This window comes from Polaribacter sp. (genome assembly GCF_049276715.1).
Lineage (GTDB): Bacteria > Bacteroidota > Bacteroidia > Flavobacteriales > Flavobacteriaceae > Polaribacter.
Map to the genome: position 1 here is coordinate 1 of NZ_JBASWY010000014.1, position 24,296 is coordinate 24,296.

Here is a 24,296-nt window from a genome sequence, read left to right on the forward strand (position 1 = left end):
GGATCAAGTCATAAAGTTGTGGGATTTGATATTTAGGCGAAAATATTTGTGAATCTAAAAAGGAAGAATTCTATATTCCTAACCCCTCTAAATTGTGCTCTAAAAGCTTTAATTTTTGCATTAAAAGATTCAGCAGAAGCGTTTGTACTTCGATTGTCAAAGTAGTTAAGAATATTTTTATAATGGATTGACATTGTTCTAGCAATGGTATTAAAGCTTTTAAATGCAGCTTGTCTTACTTTTTCATCCCATTTTGCGAGCCTTATTAAGGCAGAAGTTTTGTTTTTTGTATTATTAAAAATCCAAGACAAGTTTTGACACAATTTGTAAGCTTTTTCTATATCAGGATATTTTTCAAATAAGATATTGAGTTTTTTTTATTTACACCATTTTATTTTTGCTTTCTTTAAAATAGTTGTTGGTGTTCTTTTTCTTACAGTTATTGTGTTAATGGATAAAAAATAAGCCAAGTTTTATAATTAGTTGAAATAATTCTATGTTTATATTAAAATTCGTGTATATTTTGCAGCCGCTAAAAGCAACGGTCTGGTAGTTCAGTTGGTTAGAATACCTGCCTGTCACGCAGGGGGTCGCGGGTTCGAGTCCCGTCCAGACCGAGAAAAGCACTTCATTTATGAAGTGCTTTTTTCATTTAAATACTTTTTTTGAGCTATAAAGGATTTTTTTTAATTCTAATGTGAGCTTATTGAAAGTCGTTTGGTTGATCCAAAAAAAAGCCCTAACAATTTAAATTGTTAGGGCTTTTTAATTTTGTAAAAGTTTCTTGAGTGATTATTTCATCAAAAAATCTTTTAAATCTTGATAAGAAGAAGCTTTAATCGCTACTTTTTTCTGATCAATAACACTTTTTATTTGTTCAGGGATTTCAACTTTAACAGGTAATGTATCTTCAACAACATCTAAAAACTTTACAGGATGTGCAGTTTCAAGAAAAACACCAAATTCGTTTTCTTTTAATCCATGTTTTTTTAATCCTAAGTAACCAACAGCTCCATGAGGATCTGCAACATAACCAGAATTAGAATAAATTTTCTTCATGGTTTCACGAGTTTCGTCATCCGAAAAACTATAGGAAGAAAAAGCGCTTTTAAGAGCTTCTAAATCATTATTAAATAACTCTTGTATTCTGATAAAGTTACTTGGGTTACCAACATCCATAGCATTAGAAATCGTTGCTTTAGATGGTTTCGGTTTGTAGATTCCGTCTACTAAATAATTAGGTACGGTATCGTTTACATTTGTAGAAGCAACAAAATGTTTAATTGGTAAACCTAATTTTTGCGCCATCATTCCTGCACAAATATTTCCAAAGTTTCCACTTGGAACAGAAAAGATTAAGTCTTTATTTTTTGATTGCAATTCTTTATAAGCAAAGAAAAAATAAAACATTTGTGGCAACCAACGTGCAACATTTATCGAATTTGCAGAGGTTAGAGTTTTAGTGATCTCTTCATCTAAAAATGCTGTTTTTACCATTTCTTGGCAATCATCAAAAACACCATCTACTTCCAAAGCTGTAATATTTTGTCCTAAAGTGGTGAGTTGTTTTTCTTGAATATCGCTTACTTTTCCTGAAGGATATAAAATAACAACATTCACACCTTTTGCTCCTAAAAATCCATTCGCAACTGCACCTCCAGTATCTCCAGAAGTGGCTACTAAAACTGTAACTTCTTCCTTATTTCCTTGATTGAAATACTCTAAACATTGTGCCATAAATTTAGCGCCAACGTCTTTAAAAGCCATGGTTGGTCCATGAAATAATTCTAAGGAAGCAATGTTTTCATCAATAGTTACCAAAGGAAAATCGAAAGAAACTGTTTTTTCTATAATTTCTTTTAGTGTTGAAGTCGGAATTTCATCACCCACAAATTGTTTAATCACTTCATAGGCAATTTCGTGATGTGTATAATTTTCTATGTTATCAATAAATTCTTTTGATAATGGAGTAATGTTTTCAGGAAAATAAATTCCTCTATCTTTTGCTAAGCCCTCTACAACTGCATTTTTAAAAGTTGTTTTTGGTGATTTATGATGTAAACTGTAGTAGTTCATTATTCTTGGTTTTATAAGCCCATCCTAACCTTCCCCAAGGGAAGGAACTCTCACTGTTGTGTTTTTAATGTTTTGGAACTTTGTTTTAGTTTTTAATAGATTTATGTCAGAGTGAATTTGATTTTTTCAATCAAATTTGTATCGAGATGTTTTTTATTTACTTTCAATAATTTTCATTCCTTCAGAATTCACTTTAGAAATAAACATTGTAAAATCTATTTCTGTATTTTTATAACTTTCTTCAATAGATTTCAAAACTTTTTTCGCAATTTTATTCCCTTTGCAAAGTGCAAAAATAGTAGGCCCAGAACCAGAAATTCCAGCCCCTAAAGCTCCTGCATTTATTGCAGCTTGTTTTACATCATCAAAAAAAGGAATTAATTTTTTACGATGAGGTTCTACTATAATATCTACTAAAGAATTACTGATTAAATTGTAATTATCTGTGTATAAACCACTAATTAAACCGCCCACATTTGCCCATTGTGTAACAGCGTCTTTTAACGGGATTTCCATTGGTAAAACTGCTCTTGCATCTTTGGTTTTTACCTCTATTTGAGGATGAATTGCAACCACTCTCAATTTTTCTGGAACTGGTAGTTTTACAATTTCTAAAGGTTCGTAACTTCTAACCAAAACAAAGCCACCATAAATAGCAGCAGCAACATTGTCTGCAATTGCAGAACCACAAGCTACCTCTTCTCCAAACATGGCAAATTTGGTTAACTCTAATTCAGAGTAGATATTTCCTAAAAACTGATTTGTGCCAAAAGCAGCACCTGCAGCACTTGCAGCAGAACTACCTAAGCCACTTCCTGGAGAAAACCCTTTGTGAATGGTTAGTTCTACTCCAAAATTGGCATTAGCTTCTTTTAATATTTTTTGCACAACTGCACTTGCTGCATTTTCGTCAACATTATAGGTTAAATCTGCACCTGTAATTTTGCTTATTTTTACACCTTTCTTGGCAGTTTTTGTAAATGTCATTTCATCGCCAATGGCATCTACAGCAAAACCTAGCGAATCAAATCCACAAGAAACATTGGCAACAGTTGCAGGAGAAAATATTTTTAAATAATCCATTTTTTTTGGTTTGTGGTTTATAGTTTTTGGTTTTTAGTCCAGATGAGAACCATAAACCAACAACAATTAACCAATAACTATTTATTCGCAATTCTAATTACATCAGCAAAAATACCAGAAGCAGTAACTTCTGCACCAGCTCCAGCACCTTTTATTATTAAAGGATTTTTTGGGTATCTATCTGTAAAAAATAAAACGATGTTATCACTTCCTTCTAAATTATAAAAAGGGTGATTTGCAGCAATATGTTGCAAACCAACATTGGCTTTTCCATCATTAAATTCGGCTACATATTTTAATCTGCAATCTTTATCAGCTGCTTCTTTGTATATTTTTTGAAAATGATTTTCATGTGTTGTTAACGATGTGTAAAAATCAGCGTTATTGCTTGTTTTTAGGGTTTCTTCTGGTAAAAAAGAACTGTTTTTTATGTCTTCTAACTCTAATTGATAGCCACTTTCTCTTGCCAAAATTAAAATTTTTCTGGCAACATCAACGCCACTTAAATCAATTTTTGGATCTGGTTCTGTATAGCCTTCTTTTTGAGCTTGTGCAACAACATCATGAAAAGTCGAATTTTCATCAAAATTATTAAACACAAAGTTTAAACTGCCAGATAAAACTGCTTGTATTTTATGAATTCGATCACCCGAATTTACTAAATTTTTAAGGGTGTCAATAATTGGTAAACCTGCACCAACATTGGTTTCGAATAAAAAAGAAGCATTGTATTTTCTAGAAACTTCTTTCAAGGTTTTGTAATTATTAAAGTCTGATGCACATGCAATTTTATTGCAGGTAACTACAGAAATACTGTCTCTTAAATACTTTTCATACACTTCAGAGACGGTTTGATTTGCAGTATTATCTATAAAAACACTATTTCTATGATTGCATTTTTTTACTTTTTGATAAAATGTTTCTAAGCTAGTTGATTCTCCATTTTCTAAATTTTCTTTCCAGTTTTTTAGATTGATGCCATTGTTATCGAAAAACATTTTTTTGGAATTAGAAATTCCAATTACTCTAATATTAAGTTTCAAATTTTCTTTTAAAAACTTTTTTTGTTGATGTAATTGCGCTAAAAAGCGCTCACCAACATTTCCAACACCGGTTACAAAAAGGTTTAATTGCTTTGTTTTTTCTTCGAAAAACTGCTCATGAAGCGTATTTAGTGCTTTTTTAGCATCACTTTTATTAATAACAGCAGAGATGTTTTTTTCTGATGAACCTTGTGCAATTGCTCTAACATTTACATTATTTCTACCCAAAGCACTAAACATTTGTCCACTTAAACCTTGGTAGTTTTTCATGCTTTCGCCAACAACAGCAATAATGGCCAAATCGTTTTCTAGAATTACGGGTTTAATTTTTTTGCGATCTATTTCTATACTAAAAGTTTCATCTAAAGCAGCTTGGGCTTTTTTTGCATCATTTTCATAAACACCGACACAAATAGAATGTTCTGATGATGCTTGCGTGATAAAAACAACGTTGATTTGTAGTTGAGAAAGTGTTTCGAATAAACGTTTCGAAAACCCAGGAACACCAATCATTCCTCCACCTTCTAAAGTAATTAAACTAATATTTTCTATGTGCGAAATTCCCTTAACTTCATTCCCGTTTTTAGGATTTTTAGAAATTAAAGTTCCTGAATTTTCTGGCTCGAAAGTATTTTTAATTCTTATCGGAATTTCTTTTCTTAAAGCTGGCTGAATTGTTGGCGGATATAAAACTTTTGCCCCAAAATGAGATAATTCCATAGCTTCTTCGTAAGAAATTTCTTTGATTGGAAAAGCTTGTTTAACGTCTCTTGGGTTTGCTGTATACATGCCACTAACATCTGTCCAGATTTGTAATTCATCAACATTTAAAGCTGCAGCATAAATGGCTGCAGAAAAATCAGAGCCACCTCTACCTAAAGTTGTAGTTTCATTATCTAAATCAGAAGAAATAAAACCACCTAAAATAGTAACTTGGGCTTTATTTTTATCAAAAAAAGAGGTAATATTTTCATTTGTAATTTTAAAATTTACCTGGCCATTTAAATAATTAGTATTGGTAATTATTAGATTTCTACTCTCTCCATGCTTTGCATCAAATAGTTCTTTGGCTGCATTTGCAATGATGTAAGAAGAGAGTCTTTCGCCAAAAGAAGAAACTTTTGCTAGGGTTTTATCAGAAAGTTCTTGCAATAAAAATACACCTTCATAAATAGAAATTAATCTTTTAAAAAGTTGCTCAACTTCTTGTAAAACTGCTGTTTTGTTTTTTATTAAATCGTTGATTACTTGGTAATGTAATTCTTGAATTTCATTAAAAATTTCTTTGGCTTTTTTAATGTCTTTTAAAGCTTCGTTTGCTCCTAATAATAACTTATCGGTTGTTTTACCAAAAGCAGAAACTACAACAGCCACTTTATTTTCTTTCGATGTTTTAGCAACAATGCTTAATACTTGTTTTATGTTTTCTGAGTTGGCTACAGACGAGCCTCCAAATTTTAATACTTTCATCTTTTATGATAAATAGTTTGTAATTTATTTTTATGAGTTTGTTTTGTGTTTTTCAAAACAAAAAGTAACCTAAGATAATATGAATATAAAATAACCCTTAAAGGGTTGTAAATGTTGTAGTTGTTGTGATATTTTTGAACATAAAAACACAAACTACAGGTGTAGTTAAAGAAGATTTAATATTTGTTTTTGTAAAATTCACATCGCAAAAATAGAAGTATTATTTATTTTAACCTAAATATGAAGATTTATTTTATTTTTTTACTAAATAAATATGAGGTTCGTAAAAAATAAACCTATAATTTTTATTTTATTTATTTTTTATGTGGATTTCCTATTTTTTCTTTAATAATCATAGCAATAGGTTTGTTTTGTATTTTACTTTCCAACCAAGACAAAATATCTAAATATAAAAAGGCTCTTTTCTCATAAGGATGATCTTCATATTTTTTTAATTTTGTGTGAATTTTTTTAAATTCATTTTTAATTTCATGCGGAAAAACATCACTTAAATCTCTAATAGAGGTTAAAAAAACCTTCTGAACTTCTTGTAAATTCTCCATTTTTAGTAGGAACTTGTAGGTATCTAAAAACTGTCTTTCTAAATCGTAATCTAACCCACACTCATAATGTGCTATCAAGTTTAAAACTCTTGCAAAGCATTGTAAATCTTCGGCTGTTCCTATGTTTTTAGATTTTATAATTTTCTGTAAATAAACAATACAAAGCTCGTTTTTGCCCATTCCAAAATACAAACAAGCAATTTTATAATAGAACATTACAACATAATGGTTGTCTAATCTATTCTTATAATTTTCAATCTTTTTGGTAATAATTTCTACAAGATATTCACCTTCAGAAAAAGTTCCTTCTAAAAAATGCAAATGCAGTTTATTGGAATATAAGTATTGAAATATTAAAAGCTCTGAATTGGTATTTAATGGAATAATATTTTGCTCAATTTCATCTTCGAAAGAAGCCAATTCTTCTTTAAATGTATCTGTTTTTTTAACGAAAAAGGAAGCTTCTAATAAATAATTAATCCCTTTTAAGTAAAAAACAGGATGCTGAGAGATGTGTTTTTTATCCTCTCTAAATAAACTAACCCATTTACTAGCATATTTATAACTTTGTAAAAAATCTTGGGTTAAAAAACTAAACCATAAATGAGACTTGTAGAGCCATAATTTTTCTCTAAAACCAAAGTTTTTGAAATTGTATTTTGGCAGTTTACTATAAAAATAAGCGTTAACAAACTCTAATTCTTCGTTGTTTTTTACATAGCCATTTTGTAATAAATGGCTATACAATTGTAGAGATAAATTAGACAATTTACTAGCAATTACGTTTTGTTGACTTAAGTCTTTAGCTTGTTCTGTCAGTTCGTCTGCTCTATTGCTTAAGCTTCTTGTAATGTATTGTGTTTCAATAACTTTTTCTAATTCAACTATTTCGTAAGCAATATTTTTTTCTTCATTTTCTAAAGCTAAATTTTTAGCTTTATCCAACAATTTTAAACTTTGTTTGTATAATCCTTTTTGGTACAAAACCGTAGCAAAATCTAATTGTTCTCTAATTTGAATTCTAATGTTTTTATGAGCAGGATTTAATCGTAAGCTAATTAAAATTTGTTTGTATAAATGAGCTTTTAAGTTCGATAATTGTTGTTTAGAAACAATGCCACTTTTAATAATTACTTTTTCATCGTAGACTTTTAGTTTTTCCAAAAACTTGAAAAGAGAGAAAAATTTGGCATCAATATTTCCACCTAATCTACCTACATACAAGTTAAATTGTCGTTTTTCTGACTTAGTTAAAGATTTTATCAACACAAAAAGTGCATCATTTTGAGAATTGGCTGATGTAGTATATTTACTCATAAATCACTGTAAATCAGATAAATAATATTTTTGTTTGAATATTAGAAATCGTGAGTTAAACATAATATAATTAAGATATAAAATTACAATATATAAATTTGAGGAAGTATAAAGATAATCTTTACCTAGATATGCAAGATAATAAAGTACAAATTTTTGATACAACCTTAAGAGATGGAGAGCAAGTGCCTGGTTGTAAGTTAGATACTAAACAAAAACTAATAATTGCAGAAAGATTAGATTTATTAGGTGTAAATGTTATAGAGGCAGGTTTTCCAGTTTCTAGCCCTGGAGATTTTAAGTCGGTTACAGAAATAGCAAAAATTGTAAAAAATGCAACTGTTTGTGGCTTAACAAGAGCTGTAGAAAATGATATTAAAGTAGCTGCAGAAGCTTTAAAATTTGCAAAACGTCCAAGAATTCATACAGGAATTGGCACGAGTGATTCGCATATAAAATTTAAATTTAATTCAACAAGAGAAAAGGTAATTGAAAGAGCTGTAAAAGCTGTTGCATACTCAAAATCTTTTGTAGAAGATGTAGAGTTTTATGCAGAAGATGCAGGTAGAACAGACAACGAATATTTAGCAAGAGTTTGCGAAGCAGTAATAAAAGCAGGAGCAACAGTTTTAAATATTCCAGATACAACAGGGTATTGTTTACCAGAAGAATATGGAGCAAAAATGAAGTATTTGCGTGAAAACGTGAAAGGGATTGAAAACGTGATTCTTTCTTGTCATTGTCATAACGATTTAGGTATGGCAACTGCCAACTCAATTGCAGGTGTAATAAATGGTGCACGTCAAATAGAATGTACCATTAACGGAATTGGAGAACGTGCAGGAAACACAGCTTTAGAAGAAGTAGTAATGATTTTAAAACAACATCCTTATTTAAATTTAGAAACGAGTATCAACACAAAACTTTTGTATGATACCAGTATTATGGTTCGTGAAAGTATGGGAATGCCTGTACAACCAAACAAAGCAATTGTGGGCGCAAATGCATTTGCTCATAGCTCTGGAATTCACCAAGATGGAGTTATAAAAAACAGAGAAACATACGAAATTATGGATCCTGAAGATGTTGGCGTTACAGAAAGTGCTATTGTTTTAACCGCAAGAAGTGGTAGAGCTGCTTTGGCTTACAGATCTAAAAAAATAGGATACGAATTAACTAAAATTCAGTTAGATAAAGCCTATGAGTCTTTTTTAGAAACTGCGGATAAACAAAAAGAAGTAAAAGACGAAGACATTCATTTGATTATGAAACAAATAAATAACGTCTCTAAAATTAAAGTTGCTTAAAAAACAATCGATAAATTTTGTGTTACAGCTGTAATTTGACTAATATTGGCACTACATAATTCAAGATTTTTTCACGAATGAAATTCACAATTGCAGTAATTCCAGGAGATGGTATTGGCCCAGAAGTAACAGCACAAGCAAAAAAAGCGTTAGATGCAGTTGCAGAAGCTTACGATCATATTTTTTTATACAAAGAAGCACAATTAGGCTCTTGTGCCATTGAAGCTACAGGAAATCCTTTGCCATTCGAAACCATAGAAATTTGTAAAAATGCTGACGCCATTTTATTTGGGGCAGTTGGCGATCCAAAATATGATAATGATCCATCTGCAAAAATACGTCCAGAACAAGGTTTATTGCAACTTCGTAAAGAATTAGATTTGTATTGCAATGTAAGACCATTAAAGGCTTACGATAATCTAATATCTACTTCTCCACTAAAAAGAGAAGTTATTAAAAACTCAGATTTTGTAATTTACAGAGAATTAACAGGTGGAATTTATTTTGGCAAAAAAGAGTTAAGTCAAGACCAAAAAACAGCTTCAGATGTTTCCACTTATACAGTAGATGAAATTTCAAGAGTAACACATTTGGCTTTTCAGGCTGCACAAAAAAGAAGTAAAAAGGTAACTTTGGTAGATAAGGCAAATGTGTTAGAAACCTCTCGTTTATGGAGAAAAACAGTTGCAGAAATTGCAAAAGAATATAAGGATGTAAAATTAGAGTATTTGTTTGTAGACAATGCTGCAATGAAACTAATTTTAGACCCAAAACAGTTCGATGTTATTTTAACAGAAAACCTTTTTGGAGATATGATTTCTGATGTTGCAAGTGCATTATGTGGCTCAATTGGTATGTTGGCATCCTCTTCTATAGGAGATAAAAATGGACTTTTTGAACCAATTCATGGCTCTTTTTCAGAAGCAAAAGGTAAAGATATTGCAAATCCTTTAGCCTCAATTTTATCAGCAGGAATGTTATTAAAATATTTGGGTTTGCACGAAGAAGCAGACGCAATTGAAAGAGCTGTCGAAAAATCTTTAGCGTTAGGAATTACAACAGAAGACATTAAAAGGAAAATGCAGAAATCGACCACAACCTCAAAAGTGGGCGATTTTATTGCAGATTATATCACCAATCAAGATGATAGTAATATGAATTTTCAAAACATTCATATGGGTCAAAGCACAATTATTTAAAAATGTAAACACGTCTTTACGAAGTTTACTTTTCGTAAACTGAAGTAATCTGTTAATTCAACTTATTGTTATTTTTTGAAGCTATTTCCAGCTTTCCACTATATCTTTTTAATTTCGTCTTCGTGAAGTTTACTCTTTTGTAAACTGAAATAATCTCTTACTGAATGATTACTGGCTTTTTTTAATAAGCAATTAAAAAGGATGTCGTTTCAATCTGGGCTAGACTCGTTTGCTAACTTTATTAAATAAACCTCAAACACAACCTTCTTTAAAAACAGAGGGTTTTTTTCCGATTTATTTAGAGCATTGAGTATCATAATATTATAGATTTAAATAATTGATTATCAATAATTAATGTATTTTTTTGAACACGTGGATTTAAAGAATGGTATTACATTTAATGTAACGAAAATACAGAAATAGAATAATTTAGACAACAAATAGAAGTATTTAGTAAATGGAATTAAACAAACACAGCAAAAGATTAACACAAGACGAATCTCAACCAGCATCACAAGCAATGTTGTATGCAGTAGGTTTGTCTGATGAAGATATGAGCAAAGCGCAAGTTGGAATTGCAAGTACAGGTTATGATGGAAATCCTTGTAACATGCACTTAAACAATTTGGCTGCAGAAGTAAAAGTGGAAACAAAAATTGCAGGTTTGGTTGGTTTAGGTTTTAACACCATTGGTGTTTCAGATGGAATTTCTATGGGAACTTCTGGTATGAATTATTCTTTAGCTTCTAGAGATATTATTGCAGATTCTATAGAAACTGTCATGAATGCACAAAGTTATGATGCATTAATTTCTGTGGTGGGCTGTGATAAAAATATGCCAGGAGCAGTCATTGCAATGTTGCGTCTAAATCGTCCATCAATTATGATGTATGGAGGAACCATTGCATCAGGAAATTACAAAGGAAAAAAATTAAATATCGTTTCTGCTTTTGAAGCTTTAGGACAAAAAGTTGCAGGAGAAATAGAAGAAGAAGAATATAGAGAAATTATAAAAAGAGCCATTCCAGGAGCAGGTGCTTGTGGAGGTATGTATACAGCAAATACAATGGCTTCTGCCATAGAATGTATGGGTTTTGCTTTGCCATATAATTCATCGATTCCTGCAGAAAATCCGAATAAATTATCAGAAGCAGAAAGAACAGCTTTGGCAATTAAAAATCTATTGGAATTAGATTTAAAACCTTTAGATATTATTTCTAAAAAATCGTTGGAAAATGCAATTGCAATTGTAAATGCTTTAGGCGGTTCTACAAATGCAGTCTTACATTTTTTAGCAATTGCACATGCAGCAGATATCGATTTTACTTTAGAAGATTTTCAAAGAGTTTCAGACAGAACTCCGTTAATTGCAGATTTAAAACCATCTGGAAAATACTTAATGGAAGATGTTCATGGAATTGGAGGAACACCTGCAATTATGAAATATTTATTGGATAATGGTTATTTGCATGGCGATTGTTTAACAGTTACAGGTAAAACATTGGCAGAGAATTTAGCAGATGTAAAACCAATGCAGTTTTATGATCAAGATGTAATTTATCCAAAAGATAAAGCATTAAAATCGTCTGGAAATATTCAAATTATATATGGAAATCTTGCTGAAGAAGGTGCAGTTGCAAAAATCTCTGGAAATGAAGGTTTGCTTTTTGAAGGAAAAGCTGTGGTTTATGATGGAGAGCAAGCTGCAAATACTGGAATTTCAAATGGCGAAGTTTCAAGAGGAGATGTAGTCGTTATTCGTTATGTAGGTCCAAAAGGTGGTCCAGGAATGCCAGAAATGTTAAAACCAACTTCGTTAATTATGGGAGCAGGTTTGGGTAAATCTGTAGCATTAATTACAGATGGTCGTTTTTCTGGAGGAACACATGGTTTTGTGGTAGGGCATATTACACCAGAAGCGCAATCTGGAGGAACCATTGGAGTTTTAAAAACTGGTGATATGATTAGAATTAGTGCAGAAGACAATTCTATAAATGTGCTACTTTCTGATGTAGAAATCGCAGAAAGAAAATCAAAATGGATTGCACCACCATTAAAACATACAAAAGGGATTTTATACAAATACGCAAAAACAGTAGCATCTGCATCTAAAGGATGTGTTACTGATTTGTAGATTTTTGGAATCAAGATAAAAAAGAGACAAGAAACAAGAGAAAAGATTAGAGAAAATAGAAGTAAGATTGGAAGTCTTTATTCTTTACGCTATTTTCTTTCATCTAAAAAATAAAAAATATGGAAACACAAACCATAAAAGCCAAAGAATTAGCAATAAAAACTACAGAACGTATTTCTGGAAGTGAAGCAATTGTTAGATGTTTAATTGAAGAAGGGGTAGATATTATTTACGGTTATCCAGGAGGCGCAATTATGCCAGTATATGACGAATTGTATAAATATCAAGATAAAATTCATCATGTTTTAACGAGGCACGAACAAGGTGCAACGCATTCTGCACAAGGTTTTGCAAGAATTTCTGGTAAAGTAGGTGTTGCCATTGCAACTTCTGGTCCTGGAGCAACTAATTTAATTACAGGTATTGCAGATGCGCAAATAGACTCAACACCAATGGTTTGCATTACTGGGCAGGTACCTTCCCATTTATTGGGTTCAGATGCTTTTCAAGAAACTGATATTGTGGGTATTTCAACTCCAGTTACAAAATGGAACTGTCAAGTTACAAAGGCATCACAAATTCCAGCAGCAATTGCAAAGGCATTTTATATTGCTAAAAGTGGTAGACCAGGACCAGTTTTAATTGATATTACAAAAGATGCTCAATTTGAGGAATTTGATTTTTCTTACGAAAAATGCACGCAAGTAAGAAGTTACAAGCCAGTTCCTGATACTGATATTCATAAAGTTGAAGCTGCTGCAAAATTGATAAATGATGCAAAAAAACCATTTATTGTTTGGGGACAAGGAGTAATTTTAGGGAAAGCTGAAGAGCAATTAAAAAAGGTTATAGAAAAAGCAGGGATTCCTGCTGCTTGGACCATTTTAGGCGCTTCTGCAATACCAACTTCACATCCTTTAAATGTTGGTATGGTTGGAATGCATGGAAATTATGCACCAAATATGTTAACTAATGAATGTGATGTTTTAATTGCAATTGGGATGCGTTTTGATGATAGAGTTACAGGCAGTTTACATACATATGCAAAACAAGCTAAAATAATTCACTTTGAAATTGACCCAGCAGAAGTTGATAAAAATGTAAAAACAGATGTAGCAGTTTTAGGTGATGCCAAAACAAGTTTAGATCTGTTATTACCATTATTAAATGAAAATAAACACACAGAATGGCATCAAAAATTTAAAGATTTGTATGCTATTGAATATGATAAAGTAATTAAAGACGATTTGTATCCTACAAAAGAGGGCTTAACAATGGGTGAGGTTTTGAAAGAAATCAACATTCAAAGTAAAGGTAATGCAGCGATTGTAACAGACGTAGGGCAACATCAAATGGTAGCATGTAGATATGCAGATTTTAACATCACTAAAAGTAATATTACATCTGGTGGATTAGGAACCATGGGTTTTGGATTGCCAGCAGCAATTGGTGCAAAAATGGCAGCTCCAGATCGTGAAGTTGTTTCAATTTCTGGTGATGGTGGTTATCAAATGACCATTCAAGAATTAGGAACTATTTTTCAGCAAAAAGCAGCCGTAAAAATTGTGGTTTTAAATAACGACTTTTTAGGAATGGTTCGTCAGTGGCAACAACTATTTTTTGATAAACGTTATGCATCTACAGAAATGGTAAACCCTAATTTTGTGGCAATCGCAGAAGGGTATTATATTAAAGCAAAAAAGGTTACAAAACGTGAAGAATTAGCGCCAGCTGTTAAAGAGATGATGGAAAGCAAAGAAGCCTATTTTTTAGAAGTTTGTGTGGAAAAAGAGGACAATGTTTTTCCAATGATTCCTTCAGGGGCAAGTGTTTCTGATATAAGGTTGGAGTAGGAAGTTAGAAGTAAGGAAGTTAGAAGAGATGTCACTTCGAGTGATTTTTTGAAGAATGAAAAAAATAGTATCGAGAAGTTTTAGAAGATAATAACAGAATGAGCACAGAAAAACAACTATATACAGTATCTATTTATACTGAAAATAATATTGGATTGTTGAACAGAATATCAGCAATTTTCCAGCGAAGACATATCAATATAGAAAGTTTAAACACATCTCCATCAGAAATTGATGGTGTTTCTAAATTTACCATTGTTGTGTTTATGACCGAAGAAAACATCAAAAAAATTATTGGTCAAATCGAAAAACAAGTTGAGGTTATCAAAGCATATTATCATGATGAAGATGATACGATTTATCAAATATCTGGCTTGTTTAAAATAAAATCTGAATTGTTATTTGAAGAACGTCAAATTCAAAACATTATTAAAGAAAGTAACGCAAGAATAGTAACTGTTAATAAAGAGTTTTTTGTGCTGGAAAAATCAGGCAGAAAAGAAGAAATTGTAAAATTACACAGTCAATTAAGTCCTTTCGGAATTATGCAATTTACACGATCAGGAAGAATTGCTGTTACCAAAGATGAAATGAAAATATCATCATTATTAAAATCATTCAACAATTAAAAAAAAGATATTGGAGCAAAGAATAGAGAAATTAGACTTTAAGAGAATGCTAAAATTTTCTTTCACCTTCTCTTTTTTCTTGTTCCAATCAAAAATCAAAATCAAAAAAAAATGTCAAATTATTTTAACACATTAACATTAAGAGAACAATTACAACAATTAGGAAAATGTCGTTTTATGGATGCTTCAGAGTTTGAAGATGGCGTAAACGCATTAAAAGGAAAGAAAATTGTTATTGTGGGTTGTGGAGCTCAGGGTTTAAACCAAGGTTTAAATATGAGAGATTCTGGTTTAGATATTTCTTACACCTTAAGAAAAGCAGCCATTGAACAGAAAAGAGAATCTTTTGTAAATGCTTCTTCAAATGGATTTACAGTAGATACTTACGAAGAATTATTGCCAACTGCAGATGTTGTAATTAACTTAACACCAGACAAACAACACACAAATGTTGTAAAAACAATTGTTCCTTTAATGAAAAAAGGAGCAACATTGTCTTACTCTCATGGTTTTAATATTGTGGAAGAAGGCATGAAAATCCGCGAAGATTTAACAGTTATTATGGTAGCTCCTAAATGCCCGGGTTCTGAAGTTCGTGAAGAATATAAAAGAGGCTTTGGAGTGCCAACTTTAATTGCTGTGCATCCAGAAAATGACCCAGAAGAAAAAGGTTGGGCACAGGCAAAAGCTTATGCAGTTGCAACTGGAGGAGATAGAGCAGGTGTTTTAGCATCATCATTTGTAGCAGAAGTAAAGTCTGATTTAATGGGCGAGCAAACTATTTTATGTGGTTTGTTACAAACTGGTGCAATTTTATCTTTTGATAAAATGGTTGCAGAAGGAATTGATGCAAGTTATGCAGCAAAATTAATTCAATATGGTTGGGAAACTGTAACAGAAGCCTTAAAACATGGTGGAATTACAAATATGATGGACAGATTGTCTAATCCTGCAAAAGTAGAAGCATTCAGATTATCAGAAGAATTAAAAGACATTATGCGTCCATTGTTTCAAAAACATATGGATGATATTATGACTGGTCATTTCTCTAAAACAATGATGGAGGATTGGGCAAATGATGATAAAAACTTATTAACTTGGAGAGCTGCAACAGGTGAAACTGCTTTCGAAAAGCAAGCAATTACAAGCGCTGAAATTTCTGAACAAGAATATTTTGATCATGGAACTTTATTGGTTGCTTTTGTTAGAGCTGGAGTTGAATTGGCTTTTGAAGCAATGACAGAATCAGGAATTATTGAAGCTTCTGCATATTACGAATCTTTGCACGAAACCCCATTAATTGCAAATACCATTGCTCGTAAAAAATTATACGAAATGAATCGTGTAATTTCAGATACAGCAGAATATGGATGTTATTTGTTCGATCATGCTTGTAAACCGTTATTAACCGATTTTATGAAAACAGTTTCTACCAATGTTATTGGTAAGAAATTCTCGAATTCAAACGCTGTTGATAACCAAGAATTGATTAAAATTAATGCGATAATCAGAAATCATCCTGTAGAAAAAGTAGGGGCAAAATTAAGAGCTTCTATGACTGCAATGAAAGTGATAAAATCTTAAAATTTATAAAAATTAAGATTATAAAATTGATAAAACCTTCAGCTAAAAGCTGAAGGTTTTGCTTTTTAATCAATACTTAAAAACTTAGTTTGTTTTCATAAAAATATTTTTTTTAATTAAAATATATATCTTTACAGTAATTCATAAATACAAATCACTAAAACGAATACAAATGAAAAAATTAAAATTCAGCTTTATAGCCATTTTATTTTCTTTTCTTTTTTTAGGAATTTATTCCTGTAAAAAAGAAGAATCAGGAGAAAAACTATCTTTAGAATTCGAGAAATATGTGTTGGAAAATGGTTTGCAAGTTGTTTTGCACCAAGATACATCTGATCCAATTGTGTCTGTGGCAATTCAATATGGAGTAGGTTCTAACAGAGAAAAAACAGGTAGAACAGGTTTTGCCCACTTGTTTGAACACATGTTGTTTCAAGAATCAGAAAACGTACCTCAAGATCAATTTTTTAAAACAATTCAAGATTTAGGAGGAACTTTAAATGGTGGAACTTGGAAAGATGGTACTATTTATTACGAGGTTGTTCCTAAAAACGCATTAGAAACTGTAATGTGGTTGGAGAGTGATAGAATGGGTTTCTTAATTAATACAGTTACAGAATCTGCATTTTATAATCAGCAAGAAGTTGTTCAGAACGAAAAAAGACAAAGAGTAGATAACAATCCTTATGGACATACAAGTTGGGTTTTAGATAAGGCTTTGTACCCAGAAAATCATCCATATAACTGGCAAGTTATTGGTGAATTGGTAGATTTACAAAATGCTACAATTGATGATGTTAAAGAGTTTTATGACAAATATTATGGCCCAAACAATGCAACTTTAGTAATCGCTGGAGATTTTAAAACTGAAGATGCAAAAGCGTTGGTTGAAAAATATTTTGGAGAAATTAAACGTCGTCAGGAAGTTGAACCTCTAGAGCCACAAAGAGTAACTTTAAAGGAAACGAAACGTTTGTATCATGAAGATAATTTTGCAAGAGCACCACAATTGCAAATGGTTTGGCCAACTTTAGAGCAATATACAGAAGATGCTTACGCTTTAGATTTCTTATCACAATTATTATCCGATGGTAAAAAAGCACCCTTATATAAAGTTCTGGTAGAACAAAAAGAATTAACATCTAGAGTAGGTGCTTACAATAATTCTCAAGAATTAGCTGGTGAATTTCATATTATTGTTACTGCAAATTCTGGTAAAAACCTAAAAGAAGTAGAAGAAGCTATTAAAGAAGGTTTTGCTAAATTTGAAAAAGATGGTGTTTCAGAAAAAGATGTAGAACGTATTAAAGCAAGTTTAGAAACTGGTTTTTACAACTCAATTAGTAGTGTTTTAGGAAAATCTTTTCAGTTAGCACAATACAATGTGTTTGCTGGTGATCCAGGATTTATCACTCAAGATATCGAAAACATTAAAAAGGTTACAAAAGAAGATATCATGCGTGTTTACAATACGTACATAAAAGACAAACCTTATGTAATGACGAGTTTTGTGCCTAAGGGAAGTTTAGATTTAATGGCTGATAACTCCATAAAAGCAAATATTGTTGAAGAAGAAATTAAGGAAAATGTAGAGGTTAAAATTGAAGATAATAATACTGCAGTTGTTAAAACTGAATCTAAAATAGATCGTTCTAAAGCACCAGAAATAGGAGAATCTCCAAAGTTAAATATTCCAGATTCTTGGTCTGTTACTTTAGATAATAAAATGAAAGTTTTAGGTATCGAACAAAACGAACTGCCTTTGGTAAACTTCAGTATTATTATAGATGGAGGTCATTTATTAGATAAAATCGATAAAAATGGTGTTGCTAATTTAATGACAGACATTATGATGGAAGGAACAGCAACTAAAACTCCTGCAGAATTAGAAGAGGAAATTGAATTGTTGGGTGCTTCTCTAAGAATGTATACAGGAAATGAAGGAATTACAATAACAGGAAATACTTTGGTTAGAAATTTTGAGCCAACTATGAAATTGGTCGAAGAAATTTTACTACAACCAAGATGGGATGAAGAAGAATTAAAACGAATTAAAACAAGTACAATTAATAGTATCAAACGTTCTTCTGCAAACCCTGATGTCGTTGCAAGAAATATTGGAAACAAAATTTTATATGGAGAGAATCACATTTTTGCATATCCAACAAGCGGAACAGAAGAATCTGTAGAATCGATAACTATGGATGATTTAAAATCGTTTTACAACAATAATTTTTCGCCATCAGTAGCAAAATTCCATATTGTAGGGAATATCAAAAAAGAAAAAGTTTTATTGGTTTTAGCAAGTTTAGAACAAAACTGGAAAGCAAAAGAAGTAACCATTCCAACTTATGAGTTAAACACAGAAAGAGATAAATCATCTTTATATTTTGTTGATATTCCAGACTCTAAACAATCTGTAATTAATATTGGTTATTTATCAATGGCAAGAACTGATCCAGATTATTTTCCTGCAACAGTTATGAATTACAAATTAGGAGGTTCTTTTTCTGGAAACGTAAATTTAATTTTAAGAGAAGAAAAAGGATATACTTATGGTGCAAGAACTGAATTTGATGGAACAAAAATTCCAGGACCTTTTTCGGCATCATCAAGTGTTAGAACAAATACCACAAAAGAATCTGTAGAAATTTTTAGAGATGAAATAGAAAAGTATAAAGAAGGTATTTCTGATGAGGATTTACAGTTCACAAAAAATGCTTTGATAAAATCGAACGCAAGACGTTTTGAATCTCAATATGCTTTATTAGGTATGTTAAATGATATTAGTAATTATGGTTTGGCAAAAGATTATATTGCAAATGAAGAAAAAGTGGTAAGAGAAATGACTTTAGAGCGCCATAAAGAATTAGCAAATAAATATTTAGATGCCTCTAAAATGGGCTATTTAGTTGTTGGAGATGCTGCAACTCAATTCGAAAAATTAAAAGAATTAGGTTTTGATGAAGTGATTCTTTTAGATAAAGATGGTAAAGAAATTAAAACCGAAAAAGTAAAATTATAAACTAATTTTTACTTTGAAAAGCGCGATTTTAATCGCGCTTTTTTTATATCATAAAATTAGAAAGTGACTCAAAAATGTTAAATTTTAATCATTTCTGCTTAAATTTACAAATCAAAAAATCAGAAAAATGGAAATCCCAAAACAGTATCAAATAGAAACCTTAACACATCAAAAAACTTATTTAGTAGATGGTGAGTTAAAAGAGTTTAAAGGAGATAAAACAGAAGTATATTCTACAATTTCATCTACAGAAAAATACAAGCCAACATTATTAGGTACCATTCCAGATTTGACAGAAAATGAAGCTTTAGAGGCATTAAATGCGTCTTTAAAAGCTTATGATAGAGGACAAGGTTTATGGCCAACCATGAAGGTTGAAAGCAGAATTGCAGCCATGGAAAAGTTTGTAACCCAAATGAAAACCAAAAGAGAAGAGGTTGTAAAATTGTTAATGTGGGAAATTGGAAAAACACTACCTGACTCTGAAAAAGAATTCGATAGAACTGTAGAGTATATATACGACACTATTGAAGATTATAAACAGATGGACAGAAATTCTGCCAAGTTTGAAAAAAATAGTGGTGTTTATGCACATATTAGACGTGGACCTTTAGGAGTTGTTTTATGTTTAGGACCTTATAATTACCCATTAAATGAAACTTTCGCATTGCTGATTCCAGCAATAATAATGGGAAACACAACTATTTTTAAACCAGCAAAACATGGAGTCTTATTATTATCTCCATTAATGGAAGCTTTCCAAAATAGTTTTCCTGCAGGTGTTGTAAACATCATTTATGGAAGAGGAAGAGTTCTAGCAACTCCAATTATGAAAACGGGTAAAGTTGATGTTTTAGCTTTAATTGGTAATAGCAAATCTGCTAACGCAATTCAGGCAAATCACCCTTATAAAAATAGATTACGTTTGGTTTTAGGTTTAGAAGCTAAAAACCCAGGAATTGTTTTACCAGATGCAGATTTAGATTTGGCAATCGATGAGTGCATTTCTGGATCAACATCATTTAATGGTCAAAGATGTACAGCTTTAAAAGTGTTGTATGTTCACGAACACATTTTAGATAAGTTTATAAAGCAGTTTTCCAAAAAAGTAGATGCTTTAAAATTTGGAAATCCTTGGGAAGATAAAGTGAAATTAACACCTTTACCAGAACCAGAAAAACCAGCCTATATTCAAGAATTAATTAATGATGCTTTAGAAAAAGGCGCAAAAATCATCAATGAAAAGGGTGGAGAAACTACAGAAAATTATATTTTTCCGGCAGTTTTATATCCAGTTTCTAAAGATATGAGGGTTTATAAAGAAGAACAATTTGGACCAGTAATTCCAATTATATCTTTTAAAAATATTCAAGAACCTTTAGATGATATGGCTGCCTCTAATTATGGTCAGCAAGTAAGTGTTTTTGGTAGTGATGTAAAAACGTTAGCACCACTTATTGATACTTTAGTAAACTTGGTTTGCAGAGTAAACTTAAACAGTGCTGCACAAAGAGGGCCAGATGTATATCCTTTTACAGGTAGAAAAGACTCTGCTGTTGGTACTTTAAGTGTTTATGATGCTTTACGTTCTTTTTCGATTCGAACCTTTGTGGCATCAAAAGACACCCCATATAATAATGCTATTTTACAAGAATTGTTAGATAAAAAAGCGTCTAATTTTATTAGTACAGACTATATTTTATAATTTTAGTAGTAAATAGTGAAACTCTATTTATGCTGTAAAAATCATTATAAGTGGATTTTTTTTGTGATTTAAAAACAACAGATTAGACAGTCTTTTTTTAAATTGGTTTTTCATTTTTTAGGGATTATAACAAAAAAAGCCTCGCAAATTGCGAGGCTTTCATATATTTTAAGGTCTTAATTAACCTAAAGTAACTCTTTTAAAAGTAGTAACTGCAACATCACCATACGTTTTTACATATTGTGCAACATTCTTTTTATCATCTTTAATAAAAGTTTGATCTAAAAGACATTGTTCCATATCTAAAGTAGTGTTGTCTGCAATGAATCTATCCATTTTTCCTGGTAAAATTCTATCCCAAATTTGTTCTGGTTTTCCTTCTGCTTTTAATTCAGCTTTTGCAGCTTCTTCAGCTTTTGCTAAAATTTCAGGAGTTAATTGAGACATAGAAATGTATTGAGGTACGTTTTTCAAAGTTTTACCTAATCTACCTAACTCAATATTATCTTTTTCAATAACTGCAATTCTAGCTTCTGTTTCTGCAGCTACAAATGCAGGATCAAAATCTTTATAAGATAAAGTGGTTGCACCCATAGATGCAATTTGCATAGCTACATCTTTTGATAATTCTTCTGCATTATCTACAACCTTCGATAAACCAACCAAAGCAGCAATTTTACCAATGTGAGTGTATTCGCCAACATAAGCAGCTTTTACTTTTTCAAAAGCAGTTATGTCTAACTTTTCACCAATAACACCAGTTTGTTCAATTAATTTATCAGCAACAGACATACCACCAAAATTAGCGGCTAAAAAAGCTTCTTTGCTATCACATTTTAAAGCGATTTCAGCAAATTGTGCACCTAAAGCAACAAATGAATCGTTTTTACCAACAAAATCAGTTTCACAAGCTAAAACAATAGCAACGCCTTCTGTTTTTGTATCGTTAATTTTTGTTACTGCAACACCTTCTGTAGAATCTCTATCAGCTCTGTTTGCGGCAATTTTTTGTCCTTTCTTACGTAATACATCAATTGCTTTATCAAAGTCACCTCCAGCTTCTACTAATGCCTTTTTACAGTCCATCATTCCAGCTCCTGTAGCTTCTCTTAAGTTTTTAACATCAGCAGCACTTACTTTTACTGTTTCCATGTTATGTTATTTTTTAAAGATTATAATTAGTACTATTCTTCCTCTTCTTGAGATACTTTTTTTGAAGCTTTTGCTTTTGCTTTCGCTTCTTTTTTAGCAGGATCTTTTCCTTCTTTTCCTTTATCCTTGTCTGCTTTTCTATCAGATAAACCTTCCGCAATTGCATCAGTTAAATGCGTTAAAACTTTGTCTATAGATTTAGAAGCATCATCATTTGCAGGAATTACAAAATCAACCAATCGTGGGTCAGAGTTTGTATCTACCATCGCAAAAATTGGAATGTTTAAGTTTCTAGCTTCTGCAACAGCAATATGCTCTTTTTTAATGTCTACTATAAATAATGCGCCTGGTAAACGAGTCATGTCAGCAATAGAACCTAAATTCTTGTCTAATTTTTCTCTCTGACGATTAATTTGTAATTTTTCTCTTTTAGACAATGCATCAAAAGAACCATCTGTTTTCATTCTATCAATAGAAGCCATTTTTTTAACAGCTTTTCTAATAGTAACAAAGTTTGTTAACATACCTCCAGGCCATCTTTCTGTAATGTAAGGCATATTTACTGCTTTTGCTTTGTCTGCTACAATGTCTTTTGCTTGTTTTTTTGTTGCAACAAATAAAATTTTACGTCCAGAGTTTGCAATCTTTTTCAAAGCTTCTGATGTTTCTTCTATTTTTGCAGCTGTTTTATACAAATCGATGATGTGTACACCATTTCTTTCTGTATAAATGTATGGAGCCATGTTTGGGTTCCATTTTCTAGTTAAGTGTCCAAAATGAACACCACTATCTAATAATTCTTGAATTTTTACGTTTGTCATTTTTAAAATGTGTTTACTTTCTGTTTTTAAATCAATAATTAAGTAGTCTTTTGAGTCTTAATTATTTAGATACTAAACTGTTATTAATAATAATTTATAACAGTCTCTAGTGATTAAATTTTGCTGAAAAAAGTTCAGCAAAAAATTAACGTTTAGAGAACTGGAATTTTTTACGTGCTTTTTTCTGACCAAACTTCTTACGTTCAACCATTCTTGGATCACGAGTTAATAAACCTTCTGGTTTTAAAATAAGTCTGTGTTCTGCATTAATAGAAACCAATGCTCTTGTAATTGCTAAACGAATTGCTTCTGCTTGTCCTGTTACACCACCTCCGAAAACATTTACATTAATATCATAAGATGTTAAGTTTTCTGTTAACATTAAAGGTTGTTGCACTTTATATTGTAAAGTTCCTGTAGTAAAATAACTTTTAAAGTCTTTTTTATTTACAGTAATATTTCCTTTTCCTTCAGAAAGATAAATACGAGCTACAGCCGTTTTTCTTCTACCGATTTTGTGTACTATATCCATTATTTATAATCGTTAAGGTTAATTGCTTTAGGTGCTTGACCTGCATGTTTGTGTTCACCACCTGCATATACGTACAAGTTTCTGTATAAAGCGCTACCTAAAATGTTTTTTGGTAACATTCCTTTTACTGCTTTTTCGATTAATCTTGTAGGATCTTTCTCAAACATTTCTGTTGCAGTTAACGATCTTTGTCCTCCTGGGTAGCCTGTGTGACGAATGTAAGATTTGTCTCTCATTTTGTTTCCAGTTAACACTATTTTTTCTGCGTTGATAATAACCACGTTGTCTCCACAATCTACGTGAGGAGTAAAGTTTGGTTTATATTTACCTCTAATTAGCTTTGCTACTTTAGAAGCTAGACGACCCAACGTTTGACCGTCCGCATCAACTAAAACCCACTCCTTGTTTACGGTAGCCGAATTTGCTGATACAGTTTTGTAACTTAATGTGTTCATAATTACACTATTAGTTTTTGTTCAATTAATAATATTTATTTTCCTTAAAAAAGGAGTGCAAATGTACCGCTTTTTATTTGATTGACAAATAGTCATTTAGAATTATTTTAGCAAGTCAATCGATTTATGAATAGTTCAAAATATTAAGACGATTATCAAACTATTGTTATCAGAATTCATTAAAAATTATTTTTAATTTTTAATATTGACAATAATTAATATTCTTATTTTATCTCTAAATTGAAGATGGTTTTAGATATAATAATTGTGAATTTCAAAATTATCCTTGTGAATTATTAACATAAACTTAAGAAAATAGAAAAGTACTTTTGCAGTAAGAAAATGAAT

General features: G+C 31.2%; 17 protein-coding genes and 1 tRNA gene. 9 read left to right on the top strand and 9 right to left on the bottom strand.

Annotated features, from left to right (window positions below; translation table 11 throughout):
- Positions 1 to 32: 32 nt before the first annotated feature.
- Positions 33 to 365, bottom strand: coding sequence for an ISL3 family transposase (locus tag WAO74_RS03455; RefSeq protein WP_422159755.1), 333 nt, complete (start codon positions 363 to 365; stop codon positions 33 to 35).
- Between the two features lie 178 nt (positions 366 to 543).
- Between WAO74_RS03455 and WAO74_RS03460 the strand changes: the two genes are divergently transcribed.
- Positions 544 to 617, top strand: a tRNA-Asp gene (locus WAO74_RS03460).
- Positions 618 to 792: 175 nt separating this feature from the next.
- On the opposite strand, the gene thrC is transcribed toward WAO74_RS03460, so the two are convergent.
- The 4 genes from thrC to WAO74_RS03480 form a co-directional block, all read right to left on the bottom strand.
- Positions 793 to 2,076, bottom strand: coding sequence for a threonine synthase (gene thrC / locus WAO74_RS03465; protein WP_422159717.1), 1,284 nt, complete (start codon positions 2,074 to 2,076; stop codon positions 793 to 795).
- 153 nt (positions 2,077 to 2,229) lie between these two features.
- Entirely contained in the window at positions 2,230 to 3,159 is a 930-nt protein-coding gene (locus WAO74_RS03470; RefSeq protein ID WP_422159718.1) for a homoserine kinase, read from the bottom strand.
- Positions 3,160 to 3,236: 77 nt separating this feature from the next.
- The gene (gene thrA / locus WAO74_RS03475) at positions 3,237 to 5,672 is read right to left on the bottom strand and encodes a bifunctional aspartate kinase/homoserine dehydrogenase I (RefSeq protein ID WP_422159720.1); all 2,436 of its coding nucleotides are present in this window, start codon (positions 5,670 to 5,672) and stop codon (positions 3,237 to 3,239) included.
- A 314-nt stretch (positions 5,673 to 5,986) separates the two neighbouring features.
- Positions 5,987 to 7,552 (bottom strand): hypothetical protein, encoded by a 1,566-nt coding sequence (locus tag WAO74_RS03480; protein ID WP_422159722.1) that lies wholly within the window; start codon positions 7,550 to 7,552, stop codon positions 5,987 to 5,989.
- A 131-nt stretch (positions 7,553 to 7,683) separates the two neighbouring features.
- Here WAO74_RS03480 and WAO74_RS03485 point away from each other — a divergent pair, with 131 nt between their 5' ends.
- From WAO74_RS03485 to WAO74_RS03520, 8 genes are all read left to right on the top strand, one after another.
- The gene (locus WAO74_RS03485; RefSeq protein ID WP_422159724.1) at positions 7,684 to 8,859 is read left to right on the top strand and encodes a 2-isopropylmalate synthase; all 1,176 of its coding nucleotides are present in this window, start codon (positions 7,684 to 7,686) and stop codon (positions 8,857 to 8,859) included.
- Positions 8,860 to 8,936: 77 nt separating this feature from the next.
- Positions 8,937 to 10,058: a 3-isopropylmalate dehydrogenase gene (gene leuB / locus WAO74_RS03490; RefSeq protein WP_422159726.1), complete on the top strand. Its 1,122-nt coding sequence runs from the start codon at positions 8,937 to 8,939 to the stop codon at positions 10,056 to 10,058.
- 457 nt (positions 10,059 to 10,515) lie between these two features.
- Positions 10,516 to 12,192 carry a dihydroxy-acid dehydratase gene (ilvD, locus tag WAO74_RS03495; protein WP_422159727.1) on the top strand — a complete coding sequence of 559 codons (1,677 nt, stop codon included), beginning with the start codon at positions 10,516 to 10,518 and terminating at the stop codon, positions 12,190 to 12,192.
- Between the two features lie 119 nt (positions 12,193 to 12,311).
- On the top strand, positions 12,312 to 14,045 hold the full coding sequence (gene ilvB, locus WAO74_RS03500; RefSeq protein ID WP_422159728.1) for a biosynthetic-type acetolactate synthase large subunit: 1,734 nt from the start codon (positions 12,312 to 12,314) through the stop codon (positions 14,043 to 14,045).
- 98 nt (positions 14,046 to 14,143) lie between these two features.
- Positions 14,144 to 14,674, top strand: a complete 531-nt coding sequence (gene ilvN / locus WAO74_RS03505; RefSeq protein ID WP_422159729.1) for an acetolactate synthase small subunit — start codon at positions 14,144 to 14,146, stop codon at positions 14,672 to 14,674.
- Positions 14,675 to 14,785: 111 nt separating this feature from the next.
- A complete protein-coding gene (ilvC, locus tag WAO74_RS03510; RefSeq protein ID WP_422159730.1) occupies positions 14,786 to 16,258 on the top strand; it encodes a ketol-acid reductoisomerase in 1,473 nt (490 codons plus the stop codon).
- 172 nt (positions 16,259 to 16,430) lie between these two features.
- A complete protein-coding gene (locus tag WAO74_RS03515) occupies positions 16,431 to 19,283 on the top strand; it encodes a M16 family metallopeptidase (protein ID WP_422159732.1) in 2,853 nt (950 codons plus the stop codon).
- Between the two features lie 127 nt (positions 19,284 to 19,410).
- The gene (locus tag WAO74_RS03520; protein ID WP_422159734.1) at positions 19,411 to 20,988 is read left to right on the top strand and encodes an NADP-dependent glyceraldehyde-3-phosphate dehydrogenase; all 1,578 of its coding nucleotides are present in this window, start codon (positions 19,411 to 19,413) and stop codon (positions 20,986 to 20,988) included.
- 180 nt (positions 20,989 to 21,168) lie between these two features.
- Here WAO74_RS03520 and tsf read toward each other — a convergent pair whose 3' ends face one another.
- From tsf to rplM, 4 genes are all read right to left on the bottom strand, one after another.
- Positions 21,169 to 22,140, bottom strand: a complete 972-nt coding sequence (gene tsf, locus WAO74_RS03525; protein ID WP_422159736.1) for a translation elongation factor Ts — start codon at positions 22,138 to 22,140, stop codon at positions 21,169 to 21,171.
- 32 nt (positions 22,141 to 22,172) lie between these two features.
- The gene (rpsB, locus tag WAO74_RS03530; protein WP_422159738.1) at positions 22,173 to 22,961 is read right to left on the bottom strand and encodes a 30S ribosomal protein S2; all 789 of its coding nucleotides are present in this window, start codon (positions 22,959 to 22,961) and stop codon (positions 22,173 to 22,175) included.
- Positions 22,962 to 23,106: 145 nt separating this feature from the next.
- Positions 23,107 to 23,493 (bottom strand): 30S ribosomal protein S9, encoded by a 387-nt coding sequence (gene rpsI / locus WAO74_RS03535; RefSeq protein WP_422159740.1) that lies wholly within the window; start codon positions 23,491 to 23,493, stop codon positions 23,107 to 23,109.
- Positions 23,493 to 23,948 carry a 50S ribosomal protein L13 gene (gene rplM, locus WAO74_RS03540; protein ID WP_422159742.1) on the bottom strand — a complete coding sequence of 152 codons (456 nt, stop codon included), beginning with the start codon at positions 23,946 to 23,948 and terminating at the stop codon, positions 23,493 to 23,495. Before rplM ends, rpsI begins: the two co-directional genes overlap by 1 nt.
- Positions 23,949 to 24,296 lie beyond the last annotated feature (348 nt).